Annotated in this window: 16 protein-coding genes; all 16 read right to left on the bottom strand. The window is 63.4% G+C overall.

Translation table 11 applies throughout. From position 1 onward, the window contains the following. Positions 1-273 precede the first annotated feature (273 nt). A complete protein-coding gene (locus DZK26_RS11445; RefSeq protein ID WP_116898893.1) occupies positions 274-666 on the bottom strand; it encodes a type II toxin-antitoxin system VapC family toxin in 393 nt (130 codons plus the stop codon). Beyond that, entirely contained in the window at positions 663-908 is a 246-nt protein-coding gene (locus tag DZK26_RS11440; RefSeq protein ID WP_116898892.1) for a type II toxin-antitoxin system Phd/YefM family antitoxin, read from the bottom strand. The genes DZK26_RS11445 and DZK26_RS11440 overlap by 4 nt, the downstream gene beginning before the upstream one ends. Positions 909-997: 89 nt before the next feature. Beyond that, positions 998-1129, bottom strand: coding sequence for a hypothetical protein (locus DZK26_RS14615; RefSeq protein WP_258870890.1), 132 nt, complete (start codon positions 1127-1129; stop codon positions 998-1000). Positions 1130-1313: 184 nt separating this feature from the next. Further along, positions 1314-1583 (bottom strand): type II toxin-antitoxin system Phd/YefM family antitoxin, encoded by a 270-nt coding sequence (locus DZK26_RS11435; RefSeq protein ID WP_116898891.1) that lies wholly within the window; start codon positions 1581-1583, stop codon positions 1314-1316. 259 nt (positions 1584-1842) lie between these two features. Further along, positions 1843-2313 carry a tRNA adenosine(34) deaminase TadA gene (gene tadA / locus DZK26_RS11430; protein WP_116898890.1) on the bottom strand — a complete coding sequence of 157 codons (471 nt, stop codon included), beginning with the start codon at positions 2311-2313 and terminating at the stop codon, positions 1843-1845. Between the two features lie 2 nt (positions 2314-2315). Further along, complete coding sequence (gene yidC, locus DZK26_RS11425; protein ID WP_116898889.1) at positions 2316-3845, bottom strand: membrane protein insertase YidC; 1530 nt, start codon at positions 3843-3845, stop codon at positions 2316-2318. A 337-nt stretch (positions 3846-4182) separates the two neighbouring features. Next, entirely contained in the window at positions 4183-4425 is a 243-nt protein-coding gene (locus DZK26_RS11420; protein WP_116898888.1) for a hypothetical protein, read from the bottom strand. Positions 4426-4511: 86 nt separating this feature from the next. Continuing rightward, complete coding sequence (locus tag DZK26_RS11415; protein WP_116898887.1) at positions 4512-5912, bottom strand: methyltransferase domain-containing protein; 1401 nt, start codon at positions 5910-5912, stop codon at positions 4512-4514. Positions 5913-5978: 66 nt separating this feature from the next. After that, positions 5979-8186, bottom strand: a complete 2208-nt coding sequence (locus DZK26_RS11410; protein WP_181935624.1) for a sulfatase-like hydrolase/transferase — start codon at positions 8184-8186, stop codon at positions 5979-5981. 57 nt (positions 8187-8243) lie between these two features. Further along, on the bottom strand, positions 8244-9212 hold the full coding sequence (locus DZK26_RS11405) for a hypothetical protein (protein ID WP_116898885.1): 969 nt from the start codon (positions 9210-9212) through the stop codon (positions 8244-8246). Next, positions 9212-10186 (bottom strand): sulfotransferase, encoded by a 975-nt coding sequence (locus DZK26_RS11400; RefSeq protein ID WP_116898884.1) that lies wholly within the window; start codon positions 10184-10186, stop codon positions 9212-9214. Before DZK26_RS11400 ends, DZK26_RS11405 begins: the two co-directional genes overlap by 1 nt. 8 nt (positions 10187-10194) lie before the next feature. After that, entirely contained in the window at positions 10195-11196 is a 1002-nt protein-coding gene (locus DZK26_RS11395; protein ID WP_116898883.1) for a glycosyltransferase family 2 protein, read from the bottom strand. A gap of 17 nt (positions 11197-11213) precedes the next feature. After that, positions 11214-13208, bottom strand: coding sequence for a glycosyltransferase family 39 protein (locus tag DZK26_RS11390; RefSeq protein ID WP_181918456.1), 1995 nt, complete (start codon positions 13206-13208; stop codon positions 11214-11216). Between the two features lie 135 nt (positions 13209-13343). After that, complete coding sequence (locus tag DZK26_RS11385) at positions 13344-14333, bottom strand: 2OG-Fe(II) oxygenase (protein WP_181918455.1); 990 nt, start codon at positions 14331-14333, stop codon at positions 13344-13346. Positions 14334-14337: 4 nt separating this feature from the next. Further along, positions 14338-15906 carry a glutamine-hydrolyzing GMP synthase gene (gene guaA, locus DZK26_RS11380; protein WP_116898880.1) on the bottom strand — a complete coding sequence of 523 codons (1569 nt, stop codon included), beginning with the start codon at positions 15904-15906 and terminating at the stop codon, positions 14338-14340. 147 nt (positions 15907-16053) lie between these two features. Then, a complete protein-coding gene (gene guaB, locus DZK26_RS11375) occupies positions 16054-17511 on the bottom strand; it encodes an IMP dehydrogenase (RefSeq protein WP_116898879.1) in 1458 nt (485 codons plus the stop codon). Between the last annotated feature and the right edge of the window lie 236 nt (positions 17512-17747).

Raw genomic sequence — 17747 nt, 5'->3', positions numbered from 1 at the left:
GGTCATAAACACCTCTCCATCTGTCAAAATTGAGGTGTCTACTTTTTCGGGGTCGCTCCACCCGGAAACCGCGCAAGCGGTTATCCGGGACCTCGCACGGATCGGTCTTGCCGTCATCCCGGCCCTGAGCCGGGATCTCGCACGGTGCGGGTGGTAATGAGCAATGCCGTGCTATCGAATAATTGCGAGGTCCCGGCTCTCCGCTTCGCGGAGCCTGCCCCGGACTAGATTCGGGGGCCGGGACGACACAACCAAGGCGCATGGGTCATTCCTTTATCTGACGAGGGTGATCGGCCCGGGGTAAGTGGCAAGGGTTTGATCGGCGGTCAGGAGTTCGATTCCTTCCGCATTGGACTGGGCGGCCAGGATGCGATCGAAGGGATCCCGGTGGTGGTCCGGCAGCCGGTCAACGGCAAGCGTGTGCGCGCCGGTGATCGGGAGTTCCTGGTAACCGTTGTCCAGCAGGCCGCGCCTGAGCAGGGCGGCATCCACGTGAAAATCCTTTCGACCCAGACCGGACTTGATGACCACTTCCCAGATCGAGGCCGCCGAGTACAGTGGCCGGGCTGTCTCGTCCTCGAGACGGGAAAACACGCTATCGGGCAAACGCGCGTCGCCGGCGGCCGCCCACAGCAGCAGGTGGGTATCGAGCAGGAAGTGATTCATTCTTCGAACATTTCGCTGATCTGCTCGCGGCCCATTTCATCAAAGTCGTCCGGCACCTGGATCCGTCCCTCGAGAAAGCCGACTCGCCGGCGCTCCGTTGCAACGGGTGCTTCGAGTGCGCTGACCCGGACCATGGGTGTCCCGGCCTTGGCAATCACGAAACTCTCGCCCCGGGCCGCCTTTTCGACCAACCGCGAAAGGTGCGTCTTGGCTTCGTGGATGTTGATGGTTTCTTCCGGCATTACGGCTATCAACCTGATTGGTCTAGTTTAGTTAGTTTAGTTTGATTGGTTGGGATTGTAAAGCTGGTTGGCTGGTTGGCTGGTTGGCGTCAGTCGTCCCAGTCGGCCACCTGATCGATGAAATCCAGCGCTTCCGAATCGTCATTCGCTGATTCGATAGCGCGTAACTCCTTTTCCAATTGGTGCTTGAACTCGTTAAGTTCGGTCGGGGTGAAAATCATTCGATTCACTTCGTTGCTAGTGGACGGCCTATGCGACTAGATGCACGTTGAGGTCGGGAACCCGGCGAAAGTCGCGATCTCCGGTGACAAAGGGCGTCTCCGGATGAATTTCAAGGCAGCTGGCTGCCTGCAGGGCATCAGGTGTTCGGATGCTGTTTCCGCGGAGCGTCGAGAAAAGCCATCCTCAAGTGTCCCAGGCACGCCGTTCTTTCTGGATCTGTTGATCGATATCGGCTTTCGATCGACTCTGCTCGGAGGTGCCGGATGTCACATGGCTCCAAATTGCGGACCGCGCCTGGGAATGGCGCGCCAGGCTTTGGTAATTCTCTTCGCTGAGAATGACGTAGCGCCGCTTGCTGCGCTGAATGACATGCACAGGCCCATATTTTAGCGCCTCGTCGACCGCTGAAATGCCTCGCCGCTTGATTTCCTCGGCGGTAATAGTGTTTTCCATCGTGCACCCTTAGGTACCGAATAGGGTACTTAGATTAGCACTGCGACGCGGGTCCGAATATGATTTTGTCGCCCCGGAAATCGCGAAGCGATTATCCGGGGCCTCGCACGGGGCGGGTGGCAATGAGCGGGGCCGTGCTATCGGCCAAGTGCGAGGTCCCGGCTCGGAGGCCGGGACGACATTCCTGGTGCCCGGCTCGGGGGCCTGGACGACATTCCTGGTGCCCGGCTCGGAGGCCGGGACGACAGGCTGTTGGCGGCTAGCGCTTGCTGCGGAAGAAGCGGCGCAGTATTTCGGCCGATTCCTCGGCCAGGACGCCGCGGGTGACTTCGCAGCGGTGGTTGAGTTTCGGGCTGGTGAGGACTTCGAAGACGGAATGGTGGGCGCCGGCACGCAGGTCGTCGGCGGCGTAGACGACGCGCTTGACGCGGGCGTTGACCAGGGCGCCCGCGCACATGCTGCAGGGTTCTAGGGTGACGTAGAGGGTGGTGTCGGGCAGGCGGTAGTTGTTCACGCGGCTTGCGGCTTCGCGCAGGGCGACGATCTCGGCGTGCGCGGTTGGGTCGGCATCGGTGATGACCCGGTTCCAGCCCTCACCCAGGACTTGTCCTTCGGCATCGACCAGCACCGCCCCGATCGGGACCTCACCCATCGCCTCGGCGCGCCGGGCGAGATCCAGGGCGCGCTGCATCCATTCGCTGTCGGACCGGGCGGACTGCGATATCGGCATACTCACCCGCTCCCGGCCGTACCCGCCTTGCGTTGGGTCAGGCGGAACTGGGCGATGTAGAGCACGTTGGCCATGATCCAGTACAGCACCATGCCCGACGGGAAAGGATAGAACAGCAAGAAGAAGGCCGCAGCCAGGAACCAGAGGAACAGGTTCTGACGACGCTTCTCGGCCTGGCTGGCCGCCGGCGCCGGCGAGAGTCGGATCGACGCCAGGGTGCTTACGGCCATCAGCACGGGCAGCAGATTGAACCAGTTTCCGAAGAACGCCAGGCTGGTCCCGAAAGAGAACAGGCGATCGGGCTCGGCCAGCGAATCGATCCACAGGAAGGAGGCGTTGCGGAACTCGAACACCTGCCCGAGCACGTGGAACAGCGCCACGAACACCGGAATCTGGATGAGCACGATCAGCAGCGGCTTGAGACCGGCCAGCGGACTGACCCCGCGTTGCTCGTAGAGCTGCAGGATGCGCTCACTCTGCTCGCCGCCCTTGTAGTTCTGCTTGATCTCGCGAACCTTCGGGGCGATTTCGGCCTGCACCTCGGAAAACCGCTGCTGGCTGGACAGGGCCCAGCGGCCCAGCGGATAGAGCACCAGGCGCACCAGGACGGCCAGCAGGCAGATGGCCAGACCCCAGTTGGGCACCAATGAATGGATGGCCTCCAGCGACCACAGCAGCCCCAGCGACAAACCGCGCATCCAGTTCCAGAGCCCCTGGAACAGCAGGCGCGAGTAGTCACCCTCGCCGTCCGTGCCTGACAGCGCCTGGCGGGTCTTGGGGCCGGAGAACAGCTCGAAGCGCCAGACCCGGCGCTCGCCAGCCTCGAGCGGCGGCACGGCCAGGTTCAGGTCGATCCAGGGCAGGTACTCGGGGGACAGCTCGCCCTGCCCTTCAGCCCGCCCGAACGTCAATTCGACTGGTACCTCGACCGCCAGCGGAGTCGCCAGCAGCGCGAAATAGCGGCTGTGCAGGCCAGCCCAATCACCCTCGGAAAGCTGGAGCGCTTCCCCGTTTTCTTCCGGCGAGATGATCTCGCCGCCCTGGAAGACACTCGGGCGAGTGTAGGAATAGAGCGTGGTGGCAATGCCCAGGCCCGGCCGCGGCTGCTCGCCGATTCCCGGGCCCAATCGCAGGCGCATGGCGGAATCGCCGGGCGCTTCCTGCCGGGCAGTCAGGGTGATTTCGAGCTGCGAGCGGTAATCGGATTCGCCCGGCTCGAGGGAGAAACCGAGTTGCCACTGCCCGTCCGCGCTCTGCCAGCGCCTTTCGGTGCCGGAAGCGTCCATCGGCTGCCAGGACGTGACGCCGTCCAACGCCAGCGCAAGGTGGCGTGAGCTGACCGGGCCATCGTCGGAAACCAGCGAACGCCACGCTTTCTGCCCGGCCGCGTCATCGGGAAAACCAACCTGCCAGGTGCCGACACCCTGTGCCGGATCTTCCGGCAGTTCGATCGCCAGCCGATCCGTCGCCTGCGCCGCGACGGCCGGATACGCCCCGACGATGAACAGGACGGCGGCCAGAACTGCCTGCATCACTCGTATCCTTGTCGTCCCGGCCGAAGCGCAGCGTAGAGCCGGGACCTCGCACCGCTCCGCTAGCACGGCACAACTGACACCCGCCGGTGACGTGCGAGATCCCGGATAGTCGCTGGCGCGACTTCCGGGATGACAGGGTGATGGCGGAACGGTCCTACAGGGCTGACAGCCTGATGTCGTCCCGGCCCTCGAGCCGGGACCTCGCACCGCGCCGCTAGCACGGCACAACGGACTGCCCCCGGAAACGTGCGAGGCCCCGGATAATCGCTCGCGCGATTTCCGGGGCGACACACTTCTGTCGGCCGGGATTCGATGTGTTGGCCTCACCGGATGGTCAGGTGTTTTCGTTGTTCGAGCGGGCCTCGGATTGGCCAGGGGATTCACGCTTGTCCTCGGACGGCTTGCGCAGGCCGATCAGGCGCAGAAAGCGGTGCCAATAGAGCTTGAGCGTGAGGGCAATCGCGGCCAACGCCCCCAGAATGCCCTGCAGGATCGCACTGCCGCTGCCCGGATCGAGATAGGCGTGGGCATCGGGAACGATCAGCAGCAGCGCGTAGAGCACGAAAATGGTTCTCATCGCGGAATTCCTTGGTCTTCGGTCGGGCCGGGAGGTCGAGTCACGGGATTGTAACGATTTCGCAATCCGGGTGACCAGCGCATTACTCAGGCGCGCCGGCGCAGCCAGTAGAGCGTTCGCTCGGATCCCTCCACCGGGGTGCTTTCCACAAGCTCGAAGTGCTCGGAAAAGGCCCTTTCGAAGCCTTCTTCGTGGTAGTCGTCGAAGATATCCTGGCGCGAACTCAGCAGCCGCTTCACCTGGCTGTCGGCCTTGGGCACGAACTCGATGATCAGGTTGTCGCACAGCCGCGCGAAGTAGGCGGCGATTCGTTCGAGCGGCACGTTGTTCGAAATGGCCAGGTGATGAATCAGGGCCAGCGCCATGGCGCAGTCGACCGGGCCGCGCCCGTGCATGGCGTCGCGCTCGCGTCCGGCCCATCCCAGCGCGGGGCTGGGGTTGGTCAGGTCCATGACCAATGGCAGCAGGGTCTGCTCGCCGGCCCGGCGCACTTCCCGGTAATTGATCTCGACCGCGGCCGGGTCGATGTCGAAGGACACGGTCTCGATACCGCGTTGCGAGGCGACGCGGCTGAATACCCCCGTATTGCCCCCGAGGTCCCAGACCCGCTTTGGCTCGATGCCGTCGAGGAAGCGCTCGATATGGCGGCGCTTGGCGGCAAAGGCGTCGTCGGAGTAATTGGTGGCCTGATAGTAGTCGGCCCATTCCGTGCCGGCCGGTTTCCAGTCGAGCCCGGCGATAAGGCTGCGCAGGCCCGAGACGATGCCGACCAGGCCGGTCTTGCTCAGCCGGCGCGGTTTGCCGGAAGACTTGCGCGACGAATCGTCGGAGGCGGCATAGCGCGCCTGGGCCCGGGCATGCAGATGCAGGTGCATCAGGATGCCCGGCCTGAACCAGCTTCGGCGCTCCAGCAGTCGACTGGCCAGGTCCAGCGGCACGCCGTCGATATGCACCTTCATGAGCTGGCTCAGGCGGATGTCGCGCCGCGCCATCAAAAGCAGCGGCGCGAGAAAGTGCTGGCAGAACTGGCGGTAGCCTTCCCACACCTGCCCTTCCTCGTAGGGGGCGAACGAAAGGGTGTCGATCAGCAGCGGACGCCCCTGGTGAAACTGGACGTTGTAGGCCGAGGCGTCCTTGAGAATCATGCCGTGCTCGATGGCCGCAAGCTGCACATCCAGCGTGACCAGCGCCGCGTCACGATACTGGCTGAAGCTCCATTCGTAGGGGTATGAGACGAATGGGATCCGCTCGGGCTCGATGACCCTGAAACTGCCCTCGGAACGCGCCGGCGCAACACCGGATTCTTGGTGTGGAATCAACCACCCCTGCTCTACGAGATTGTCATACAGACCGGATGCCATGAGTTGCTCATAGCATTCCCGGCCGAACTCGTTGACCTGACGATAGAGAATGCCGTCGCGTTCGAACATGAACCCGGCCGGATCCCGGAATGAGCCGTCCACGAATGCGCTTTCTTCTGCGTGCATGAATCTGTTTCCTGCTTGTGGGTTGGAACCGGTACCCATCGGCCGGCCACGATCACTCCGCGACCTTCACTCCTCGATCGCATGAGTTATCTGAAGACCGTACAACGCAATACCCAGCGTCCTGGCATCGGCACCCGTCCCCAGTTCCGCCGGCGATGCCGCATCCGGAAAACGGAGCTCGAGATGCAGCGAGCCGGCCTGGCGCGCCACATCAGCGGGAATGGTCAACTCGCGCCAGCCACGCGCGTCTCCCCGCCAGGCATGCTCGACGCTGCCATTGACGACGATACCCACCTCCGGGTCGGAGATTCGTCCGCGGGCCGTATAGGGCATGAAGTCCAGGCGCAGCATAAGGTCTCCGGCGACCGGAGCGGACAACGGAATGCGAATCTCGGCCATGCGCGAATGCGACCAGACCTGACCATTGTTCTCGGGCCGGCTCCAGCCCTCGCCCAGATACTCCGCCCCGGGTGAGCCTGGACGGAAACCTATGGGCTGGCCGAGCCGGTACGGCATACGCAGCGATGCCGGGCCGCTTTCAGCCGGCGCAAGGATGCGACCGGTCGGCTGCCAGTTCTCGACCCGCCAGCCGAACCCGTTCACCCGGTACTCGGTCATTTCCGGCAGGTATTCCCCCGACCAGCCGCCGAAGCGAAAGTGCCGATAGATTCGCTCACGCTCACCATCTTCGGACAACTCGAACATGTTCTTGCCGGCGGGCCCGTCCTGCAGCTCGAGCAGGTCCGCAAGCGTCCGGGCCAGATCGCCCAGGGAGACGGGCGCATCCGATATTTTCAATCGGCCGCGGGCGTTCGGCGGCTTGATCAGAACCAGCGGCAACCCGGAGGCGACATGATTGCCGGGAATTTCGCTTTCTTCGTCACGCTTTCCAACCGATACATCTGCGCCCAGGGCATCGAGGTCGACCGAATCCACATATTCACCGCCGCCATGATCGGAAACGACGGCGATCAGGGTTTCATCGTAGATTCCGTGCTTCTCGAGCTGCATCAAAAATCGCCGCACGACCTCCAGCGCGGCCCGCGACTGCCGCTCGAAGCCTTCTCGACCGGCGGGCAGGCGTTTCACCCTGAGCTGTTCATCGTAGTGGAACGGTGCATGTGGAATGAGCAGGTGGTAGAGCTTGAAGGTCGGTGCGCTGGAATCCGTCCGGAACTCGTTTTGTGCGCGCGCAACGAAGCGAAGCGGGGCATGCCGGGACTCATCACCCGTACGATGGTAGGCGCTGCCCTTTCCATCGGCACAGAGGGCCGGCAGGCGGTGCGCCAGCCGCCACTGATAGTCGTTGAGCCAGAAGGGCTTTAGCCAGTGAGGACTGACCCGGAACAGCCCCAGATCGGCCAGTCGCCCCGTCTCCTCGAGGCGGGTCGGGCATGCAATCGCCAGCACCGCGTTGGAGGCGACACGGGGAGAGACGTCGACCACGCGCTTGATGTGCGGCAACAGGTCAACCCGCCACCCCTGCTGTCGAAGGCGATACGGAATCGAATCGGAACGAAAGCTGTCCCGGACATGCTCCTGAAGCGGCCGGTCGTTGTCGTACCAGTGGCCGCTCAGCATCAGCGTGATACTGGGATAGGTCTTGGCGTAACCGGACAGCGCGTTGCGGAAATAGGTAAATCCTTGGAGTCGTTCGGTCCACTCTTCGTGATCGGAAATGATCCGCTGAAAGATATCCGACTGAAAGGCGTCGAGGACAATCACGACTACATTCCGGTCGGTCGAAAACGAGAACTGCCGGCTGTCGTCCAGATTGTATCGATGGATATCGGAAACCTCGGGCGACTGCCGCCAGGTCTGCCAGGCCGGAACGGCCTGGATCAGGATCAGCGCCAGGGCGATCCAGCCGGCGACCGGAACGAGCCGATGCCGGACGGCGACGGCAATGATCGGCACAGTCAGCCACAACAGGAGATCAATCGACAGGCGCCAAGTTTGACCCGTCCAGTCGATCGAGCTGCCGTCGAGTACGCCGTAGTCCCAGACAAGAAGGTGTCCGTGCACCCATACAAGGAGCGCAAAAGCAAGGACCATGGCCATGACAACGGCGAAACAGCGCCCGGGAACAGCCAGCAGCAGGGCAAACACGAACAGTCCGGTCACGGCCGCGAGGCCGAGCATTCCCGGCAGCAGATCGGCCAGTCCCGCCGCAAAATCGTAGGGATTGTCGCCGTGAATCTGAATCGGCACGAAAAGCAGTGCCGGAACCACGATCGCCAGCGTCAACATCAGGGCCGGCAGGACTCGTGTCACACGCCCTGCATATCGTTCAGGTAGCGGTTGACTCGACAGACGATCCGACATGTCTGCCTATCCTTCAGGTTCTCGACGTCCGCCACGATACGCCCAGTAGCTCGAAGCCAGCCAGGCCACCAGCTCGACTGTGGTGGCGAGCAGGCGAAGCCACAAAACGCTGATCAAGGCGACTTCCGGCGACAGACTGGTCGCAAGCAGCACAAAGGCGCCTTCGCGCACGCCGATTCCGGCCGGGGCGATAGCCGCCGCCTGGCCCACGATCCGGGCGGCCGCATAGGCGCAAACCACGCCGAACATTCCGGCGATGGTCAACTGCTGCTCCGCCCCGGCAATGGACTGCCACAGCGGAATGATCGCCGCACCCTGAAACACGCCGACCAGCAAGCTGATCCCAAAGGCGACGGTCCAGTGCCGCACTGCCCCGCGGAAGACAAGCTGGTTTCGCCACTCCTGCGGCAGCGGCAGCAGGCGATTGGCAAGGGCGAAGATCTGTCTCGGCAATAACGCCCATGCGCTCCCCAAGACAAAGGCGATCAGGATTACCGGCTCGATCGAGGCGAGCGTGCGCGACGAAGTCAGGTCCGCCAGCAGCCATGGCAGGACACCCGCGGCGAGAACGGCGGCACTGGCGAGCAGATGCAGCTGCTGCAAAAAATAGCTGCGCAGTACGTCGGCGGAGGCAAGCCTGTCGCGCAGTCGCTCGTACAGGACGATGGCCGGCCACACCTTGCCCGGCACATAGCGGGACACGAAAGATTGCATGAAGACCGGCGCGAGCGTCCCGAAAGCAGGAAGCGATACGCAGCCGGTATGGAACCGGAGCACCCAGGCCCAGCCCAGCCCCATGGCAATCAGCCACAGGAGGCTGATCATCCAGCTCGCCACCAGAGCATGCCAGTGGGGAAAAACGGCATAGGAATCGACTGAGGAGGCCAGCTCGACGATGGAACGGCCGAGATAAATCAGGGCGGCGGCCATGAGCAGCCAACCCAGAATCCTGCGTATCGACAATCGATTTTTCATCAGCGATTGATCGGCAGTGGACCGAGCGTCTTGAGCACCCGCTTTCTGCGGATCACGCCCGACAGATAGCCTGATCGATGGCGAAGGTAGTGGAGCAGCTGTCTCGCCATCCCCGGCAGCCGGCGTATCCGCACGCGCCACAGATAGCCGGTCGACACGCCGCCGCCCGTCGGGCGATCGGGCACATACCCCAGTTCTTGCATCAGCGGTCCCGCGATTTGTTCGACCAGCGCGACCTCCCGTCGGGAAAGCCGTTCACGCCAGCCATGGGCCGCGCTTTGCGAAACCGGCCGTGCGAGCCCGGAATGGATCTGGCGGTAGTAGCTCCCATAGTCTCCGGGCGCCTGCCGATGGAAACGCAGCATGGCGTCGAAGAATTCGAGCCCGAGAAAGTTGCACACACGCCGAATTTCTTTCTCCGGGTCGGCCACCAGCGCCTCGTAGTGCACGCGCAGGACGTTCTGCGGAAAGGACTTCTCGAGCGCCAATCCCGCCTCGACGTCGCCCCGCCATCGCATGGCACCGTGATAGACGGTGGACTGATGCACCTGCGAACGCGCCAGGGAGCTTGCCACCGCCCTCGGATCACGGATGAGATGAATGAACTGCGCGTGAGGAAAGTGGCGCTTGATCAAGTCACCGTAGCGCACGAACCTCGGCGTCTTCTGCCCCCACCGCTGTTTGCCCTGGTCCGCCAGGTAGAGCTCGTGTACCCGGGCGATCAGATCGCTCGCGCTGCGGCAATCAGCGAGGTCGGCTGCCGATACGTCGAGCCCCCACTCCGAGAGCTCGTACTCGCGCGGCAGAAGTTGCTTCATGACGTCGATGGACTGATCGCTCAGGAGGTAGTCGACGATGAACAGGGACTCCAGCGGCACACCGACCTCGGGATGCGCGTCGAGCATCGAACGCAACAGGGTGGTGCCGGAGCGTCCGCAGCCGACGATGAAGAACGGCGGACCTTCAGTGGCCATGAAACGCCTCAGCCTCGATCCCGGAACTGACTACCGCCGGCATCAGCGGTTCCAGGGGAATCCGTCGGAGGGGCACGAAGCTCCGCTTTCCGGGCACGATACTGAAGTTCCTCCAGCAGGCGCCTGTTGACGGCGAGAAGATCGGCAACGAATGCGACCAGAATGGTCTGGAAGCCGATGCCGAGCAGAACCGACGCCAGGATCAGGGACTGAACATGGCCATCGCCTTCCCCCACGGCAAAGTAGAACAGGAACCGAATGCCGATCAGGACGCCAATCGAGAAGAGGAACGCGCCAAGCAGCATGAAGAAGCGAAACGGCTTGTAGATTACGAATATCCGGACGATCGTCGCCACGGATCGCCAGACATAAGAGGAAATCGTCTTGAGCAGCCTCGACGGCCGGAGATCGGGATTGGTCCTGACGGGTACCGACGTGATCGACATGTTCTTGCGACCCGCCTGGATGAGCGTCTCCAGCGTGTAGGTATAGCTCGAGAACACGTTGAGCTGCAGGGCCGCGTCGCGCGACATCGCCCGGAAGCCGCTCGGCGCGTCGGGCACCTGCGTCCCGCTGGCTCTGCGCACGACCCAGCTGCCGAGACGCTGCAGCAGCTTCTTGGTCGCCGAGAAATGCCGGGTCTCGGCAATCGGGCGCTCTCCGACCACGATGTCGGCCGTGCCTGCCAGAACAGGTTCGACCAGCGCGGCGATGTCGTCGGCGTTGTATTGATTGTCGGCATCGGTATTGACGATGACATCGGCGCCTGCCGCCAGCGACGCCTCCAGCCCGGCAGTGAAGGCCCGGGCCAGGCCCTGGTTGTGGGTCAGCGAGACGACGTGATCAACGCCGTGCTCGCGTGCGACGGCCACTGTCCGGTCGGAGCTGCCGTCGTCGATGATCAGCCACTCGACGTCATCGATGCCGGCCACCTTCCGCGGCAGCTCGGCCAGAGTGACCGGCAGCGTGTCTTCCTCATTGAAACAGGGAATCTGAATGACGAGCTTCATGGCCTGGCAACGTTCCTTTACAAGCGTTTCAGTCTAATCTCGTGAGCAACCCAGGACAGGGGACGATCGGTGCCCTTCAGAATCGCATTGGTGCGCAATTCGACGGTCACGGCATCACCTTGCGGCGGCAACTGGCAACCCGCGAGAGACCACTCTATTTCGAACCGTCCCGAACCGTCGGGATACTGCCACTCCAGGTCACAGTCGGCAACCCGGGCCTGCATGCCGAAGGTGCTCCCGCGGCCGGCGAACCTGAAATCGCCGTTGGCAGGAAGGGCGCCATGAACTGCGAGCACGTCACCGCCGTTGTGCTGGAGAAGAACGGCTGAAAGCGGCTGTGCCCATCTCCACCCGTCCCCCTCCGGGGAAAACATGCCATGCACGGCATCGTATGCATGCTCCCGGAATCGCACTTCCGACCTCGCCCAGACGTTTTCCCGCGCCAGCGGCGGAAGCTCAAAAGCGCCACGGAGAACAAGGACCCGTCCCCAGTCGGAGTCCGTCAGCACCTCCTCGTGGGGCAGGCCGCGCAGTGCCTTGTCGACGACGCCAGCACTGTTCATATAGCCGTCAACAAGGAAATAATGCGGGCCGTCTTCGGCGTCGATCCAGTACTTGCGCTTGTCGAGATCGTGGACGCGCCGGCCCGAGTAGAGAGCGAAAACCGGCTGGGAATACCATCGATAGCCATAGAACTTCGCCGTCTCCGGCGCATTTTTCATGAACTTCACCACCGCACGGGTCGAGTGCTTCCGCACATCTGCCTGACTCGGCTCGATCGACGGGAACCGCGCCAGAGAACCGATGACAAGAAGCGTTACCGTTACTACGCTGATCGCCGACAGCCCAACGCGCCCGCGTATCCGCCCGGCCAGTGCCGGCAGCAACGGCGCGCTCAGCGCGACCAGCAGCACGCCGTTGAATATGCGTCGGTACCACGCCTTTTCGGTCGGCGTCACCAACAGCCACCAGCCGAAATAGGCCACGATGCAGGCGGCGAGCATCAGGGGCAACAGCGCGTTGCCGCTCCAGACACCTTCCTCGCGGGTACGCAACACGGCAACAAAGACCAGGCCGCAAGGCAGCGCCAGCAAAACCGGCAGGAGCCAAACCGGCAGCCCCAGGCTCCCGGTCAGCACTTCGGCATGCGTCCCCAGCTTGTCCAGCATGCCCGGGCTGTCTTGAAAGCCCTCGCTTACGCCCGCCTGGGCCAGTATGCCGTCCAGTTGAACCTGCCACCATTCACGCCACGGCGCGACGCCGCCGAACGACCAGAGTTTCCAGGCCTCCCAGCCGGCGACAGGCACCAGCAGCCCGGCGCCCACCGCTGCCGGGTTTCTCCAGACCCTGTCGGTGAACAAGAAGGCCAGTCCGAACAGGCCCAGCACAACCCCGACGGGCATGAGCATCACGGTCTTGGTCAGAATGGAGAGGCCGAAGCACAGGCCCGCGCCGAAATAACGCCAGCCGCCCCCCTTGTCGATCGCCGCGTGCAGCGACCACAGGCCTGCGAACGCCCAGAACAGGGCCGGAACCTCGCCGTAGCCGTTGGCACCCAACCGAGCCAGTTCCGGAACCAGCAACACCAGCAGGCAGGCAACGAGAGCGGGCACCCTGCCCGCCAGGCGCCGGCCGAGCAGGTACACGATCCCGACCAGGCCGGCCAGGTAGGCCAGGGAGACGATCTGTGCGGTGGCCAAAGAAACACCGAAGACGGCGAAAACCAGTGCTGCCGGAAAGATGTAGGGTGCGTTGGTCTGGATCTCGCGCGGAAACAGCCGCCACTCGTCGTAGAAACGGCCGTAGCCCTGCCCGTCGGCCAGGGCGGCGGCAACCTGCAGGTTCATCGCCCCGTCGAACGAAACCGGCGTCCCGGCGATCACGAAGAGCATGTAGACAAGCAGGCTCAGTACCAACAGGCCGAGCCCGATCGATATGGACCGCTCCCACCGCGCCTGCCCCAATAAATTCGAGCGATCCGGCCCCCTCACGGTCGTTCGATCATACGCCATCGATTTTCTCCCAAGTCCGTCTGACCCAGCTCGAGCGAAGGCGATAACGATAGCATCCTGCTGCCGTTCCATCCTCGTCGATGTGGCGGGCACCACGGATTGAGCAGGGATACTTCGGCACGAAAATGAAAGCGCTCAGGCTCGCCGGCGTCGAATCCCCAGCGTACGTGCCAATGTGCCCAGCCGTCTGCGCATTCGAAGCCACATCGAACGCTCAATCACTTCAAGTCGTTCCGTAAGATCCGAAACATGGCGGTAGAGTCGCTGAATATGCTGATCCCGGCGGGCCACGAGACGCTGCACAGTGCGAACATCCTCGTCCGAAAGCGTGGCGCCGGCCTTGATGTGTTCCGGTAGCGGCCGATCGACGTAAATGGTCGAATGCCGGGGCGTCAGTTCCTTTTTGGGACGCTTCTTGCTGTAGAAGTACAGGGCCACCGACTTGCGTGAGCGCTCGTCCTCGTCTTTCCCTGGAAGTTCGATCCGCTCGAAACCGTGCCAGGACCAGTAGGTGGTCTCGAATAATACGGCACGGTTGTAACGCGGCTGTACAACCTCGACGTGGTTTTCCTGCGGCGGCCGGCGCGGATCGCTGTGGAATTCGATCGCTCCACCCCACTCGGCACGCCACTCCTCATTGAGGTAGACGATGAGATTGAGGCGACGATGCCAACCCGTGACCGGATGGCGATTGAAGTCGACATGCGGGTCGAGATCCTGGCCGTGTCGGTTCTCGTGAGTACCGCCGCCGAAGTAGTGGGGATCGTATAGCAGCCCCTCTATTCCGGTCAGGTTGCCCAGCCAATCGAGAAATTGCCGGGTCTGGATCAACGCGTCGAGCTGCTGCCAGGGACCGCCAAGCGCGACAAGGTCTTCGTGCACGCACTTGGCCCCGACCCGCCCATCCTCATTGAGCGCGAGCTTTTCGTCGAACGGCGGGAAACGATCGAACAGACTTCGTGCGAAGTCCTCGGAGAAGAAGTCATCCAGAACCAGGTGCCGGAACGGCTGTGCTTCTTCGAACCGGCGTTGCAATTGATTACCTTGAAGCCGGTAATGCCTGGCGATGAAATCTTCCAGCCGCGCTTTGGTCAGGCTCTGTGCCTTGTCTCCTCTCGCAAGCACCGCCTCACTCCCACTCGATGGTCGCCGGCGGCTTGCCCGATATGTCATAGACCACGCGTGATACACCGTCGCATTCGTTGATGATGCGGCGCGAGACGTGGTCGAGGAAGTCGTGGTCGAGGTAGGCCCAGCGGGCGGTCATGAAATCGATGGTCTCCACCGCGCGCAGCGCGATGACGTACTCGTAGCGGCGCGCGTCACCCACCACCCCGACGGACTTGACCGGCAGGAACACGGCAAAGGCCTGGCTGACCTTGTCGTAGAGCCCGGCCTGTCGCAATTCGGAAATGAAGATGTGGTCGGCCTTCTGCAGCGGCTCGACGTATTCGGGTTTCACTTCGCCGAGGATGCGCACGCCCAGGCCCGGCCCCGGGAAGGGATGGCGCATAACCAGTGATTTCGGCAGGCCCAGCCCGACGCCGATCTTGCGCACTTCATCCTTGAACAGTTCCCGCAGCGGCTCGACCAGCTTGAGGTTCATGTCCTCGGGCAAACCGCCGACATTGTGGTGCGACTTGATCACCTTGGCCTTGCCCGTCTTGGCGCCCGCGGACTCTATGACGTCGGGATAGATGGTGCCCTGCGCCAGCCAGCCGGCCTCCTTGTGGCCCTTGGCGGCGGCGTCGAAGACCTTGATGAACTCCCCGCCGATGATCTTGCGCTTTTCTTCCGGGTCGGACACGCCGGCCAATGCGTCCATGAACTGATCGCGGGCGTCGACGCGTTCGACGCGAACGCCCAGGTGCTCGGCGAAGATCGCCATGACCTCGTCGCCTTCCTGGTAACGCAGCAGGCCGGTGTCGACGAAGATGCACAGCAACTGGTCACCGATCGCCTGGTGCAGCAGCGCGGCCACCACGGAGGAATCCACGCCGCCGGACAACCCAAGCAGCACGGTGTCGTCGCCGACCTGTTCCCGTATGCGTTCGATCTGGTCGTCGATGATGGCCTCGGTGGTCCAGGTGGGCTGGCAACCGCAGATATCGAGCACGAAACGCTCGAGAATGCGCCGGCCCTGGCTCGTGTGGGTGACTTCCGGGTGGAACTGCAGGCCGTAGAGGCGCTTGTCCTCGTTGGCCATGCCAGCGATCGGCGCGGAAGGGGTCGTACAGGTGGTCACGAATCCTTCCGGCAGGCCGCTGACCTTGTCGCCGTGGCTCATCCAGACCTCGAGCAGGCCCTGGCCGTCCTCGACGCGATCCTCGATGCCGGCGAACAGGCGCCCCGGCTCGCTCAACGCGACCTCGGCGTAGCCGAATTCCTTTTCGTCGGAGGGGCTGACCGCCCCGCCGAAATGCGTCGCCATGGCCTGCATGCCGTAGCAGATGCCGAGCACCGGCACGCCCAGTTCGAACACCAGCGGCGGGATGCGCGGGCTGTCGTCGAAGGCTACCGATTCCGGACCGCCGGAGAGAATCACGCCGCTGGCGCCGAAGTCACGAATGGCCTCGTCGCCGACATCGAAAGGCATGATCTCGGAGAACACCCCGATCTCGCGCACCCGACGGGCGATGAGCTGGGTGTATTGCGAGCCGAAGTCGAGGATCAGGATGCGGTGGGAGTGGATGTCCATTCTTTAACCCTTGTTTGCCTTCACAACTGTCGTCCCGGCCTCCGAGCCGGGACCTCGCACCTCGACATCGGCACGGCCCGGCTCAGTGCCAAACGAACCGTGCGGGGTCCCGGATAACCGCATCCGCGGTTTCCGGGACGACAGCGGTTATCCAAGCTTGTAGTTCGGCGCTTCCTTGGTGATGGACACGTCGTGGGCGTGCGATTCGCGCACGCCGTTGGCCGAGATCCGGACGAAGCGCGGTTTGGTGCGCATCTCCTCGATACTGGCGCAGCCGACGTAGCCCATGGCCGAGCGCAGGCCACCCATGAGCTGGTGCACGACGCCGCTGATCGGGCCCTTGTAGGGCACGCGCCCCTCGATGCCTTCGGGGACGAGCTTGTCGGGGTCGGCCTCGGCCTGGAAGTAGCGATCCTTGGAACCCATCTCCATCGCACCCAGCGAGCCCATGCCGCGGTAGCTCTTGTAAGAGCGGCCCTGGTAGAGCTCGACTTCCCCGGGTGCTTCCTCGGTACCGGCCAGCAGGCTGCCGATCATCACGGTCGAGGCGCCGGCGGCCAGCGCCTTGGCCACGTCGCCGGAGAACCGGATGCCGCCGTCGGCGATCACCGGCACGTTGTGCTTCATCAGGGCCTCGGAAGCGGCCGCCACGGCGCTGACCTGCGGCACGCCGATGCCGGCCACCACGCGGGTGGTACAGATCGAACCCGGCCCCTGCCCGATCTTGACGCCGTCGGCACCGGCCTCGGCCAGCGCGCGGGCGCCGTCGGAGGTCGACACGTTGCCACCGACGATCTGCACGTCCGGCCAGGTCTTTTTGACCCACTGGATGCGCTCGAGCACGCCGCTGGAGTGACCGTGCGCGGTATCGACCACCACGATGTCCACGCCCGCGGCCACCAGGGCCTCGATTCGTTCTTCCGTGTCGCCGCCGGTGCCGACGGCCGCGCCGGCCAGCAGCTGTTCGGCGCTGTCCTTGGCGGCATTGGGGAAGTCGCGCGACTTCTGGATGTCCTTGACGGTGATCAGGCCCTTGAGCTCGAAGTTGTCGTTGACCACCAGCACTTTCTCGATGCGGTGCCTGTGGAGCAACTCGAGCACTTCGTCCTGGCTGGCGCCTTCCTGCACGGTTACCAGCTTGTCCTTGCGCGTCATGATGTTGCGCACCGGGTCGTCGAGCTTGCGCTCGAAACGCATGTCGCGGCTGGTGACGAGGCCGACCAGCTCGTTGCCGTCGACCACCGGCACCCCGGAGATATTGTGCCGCCGGGTCAGGTCGATGACCTCGCTGATGGTCGTGTAAGGGCTAACGGTGAACGGATCCTTGATCACGCCGGCCTCGTACTTCTTGACCACGCGCACATGATCGGCCTGGCGCTCGATGGGCATGTTCTTGTGGATGATGCCGACGCCGCCGGCCTGGGCCATGGCGATGGCCAGGCGCGCCTCGGTAACGGTGTCCATGGCCGCCGAGGCCAGGGGAATGTTGAGCGTGAGATCGCGCGTGATGCGGGTGGAAAGATCGACGTCCCTGGGAAGAACTTCCGAGTAGTCCGGAACCAGTGAAACGTCGTCAAAAGTCAGGGCTTCTTCGATCAAACGCATGGCAGGCGGGCTCCGGCTGGTAAATCCAACCATTTTACCGCGTTGGGCTTGCGGTAGGCAATTCACGGATCAAATTCGAAATTCGAAGCACCAAATTCGAAACTGGCGCCGGTGCCTGTAGCGGGTCGTCCCGGCCCGAGCGCAGCGAGGAGCCGGGACCCCGCACGCTCAGCATTGGCACGGCTTGGCTCAGTGCCGGCGGAAAACTGCGAGGTCCCGGATAGCTGCTTTCGCAG

The organism is Wenzhouxiangella sp. 15190, from assembly GCF_003417465.1.
Classification (GTDB): domain Bacteria; phylum Pseudomonadota; class Gammaproteobacteria; order Xanthomonadales; family Wenzhouxiangellaceae; genus Wenzhouxiangella.
This window is presented reverse-complemented; position numbering and strand designations above follow the sequence as displayed.

What these genes read in the sequence shown, in the direction of transcription:
- DZK26_RS11445 (WP_116898893.1), bottom strand. Translation starts at nt 666, where the DNA reads ATGAATCACTTCCTGCTCGATACCCACCTGCTGCTGTGGGCGGCCGCC.
- DZK26_RS11440 (WP_116898892.1), bottom strand. Translation starts at nt 908, where the DNA reads ATGCCGGAAGAAACCATCAACATCCACGAAGCCAAGACGCACCTTTCG.
- DZK26_RS14615 (WP_258870890.1), bottom strand. Translation starts at nt 1,129, where the DNA reads ATGATTTTCACCCCGACCGAACTTAACGAGTTCAAGCACCAATTGGAA.
- DZK26_RS11435 (WP_116898891.1), bottom strand. Translation starts at nt 1,583, where the DNA reads ATGGAAAACACTATTACCGCCGAGGAAATCAAGCGGCGAGGCATTTCA.
- tadA (WP_116898890.1), bottom strand. Translation starts at nt 2,313, where the DNA reads ATGCCGATATCGCAGTCCGCCCGGTCCGACAGCGAATGGATGCAGCGC.
- yidC (WP_116898889.1), bottom strand. Translation starts at nt 3,845, where the DNA reads ATGCAGGCAGTTCTGGCCGCCGTCCTGTTCATCGTCGGGGCGTATCCG.
- DZK26_RS11420 (WP_116898888.1), bottom strand. Translation starts at nt 4,425, where the DNA reads ATGAGAACCATTTTCGTGCTCTACGCGCTGCTGCTGATCGTTCCCGAT.
- DZK26_RS11415 (WP_116898887.1), bottom strand. Translation starts at nt 5,912, where the DNA reads ATGCACGCAGAAGAAAGCGCATTCGTGGACGGCTCATTCCGGGATCCG.
- DZK26_RS11405 (WP_116898885.1), bottom strand. Translation starts at nt 9,212, where the DNA reads ATGAAAAATCGATTGTCGATACGCAGGATTCTGGGTTGGCTGCTCATG.
- DZK26_RS11400 (WP_116898884.1), bottom strand. Translation starts at nt 10,186, where the DNA reads ATGGCCACTGAAGGTCCGCCGTTCTTCATCGTCGGCTGCGGACGCTCC.
- DZK26_RS11395 (WP_116898883.1), bottom strand. Translation starts at nt 11,196, where the DNA reads ATGAAGCTCGTCATTCAGATTCCCTGTTTCAATGAGGAAGACACGCTG.
- DZK26_RS11390 (WP_181918456.1), bottom strand. Translation starts at nt 13,208, where the DNA reads ATGGCGTATGATCGAACGACCGTGAGGGGGCCGGATCGCTCGAATTTA.
- guaA (WP_116898880.1), bottom strand. Translation starts at nt 15,906, where the DNA reads ATGGACATCCACTCCCACCGCATCCTGATCCTCGACTTCGGCTCGCAA.
- guaB (WP_116898879.1), bottom strand. Translation starts at nt 17,511, where the DNA reads ATGCGTTTGATCGAAGAAGCCCTGACTTTTGACGACGTTTCACTGGTT.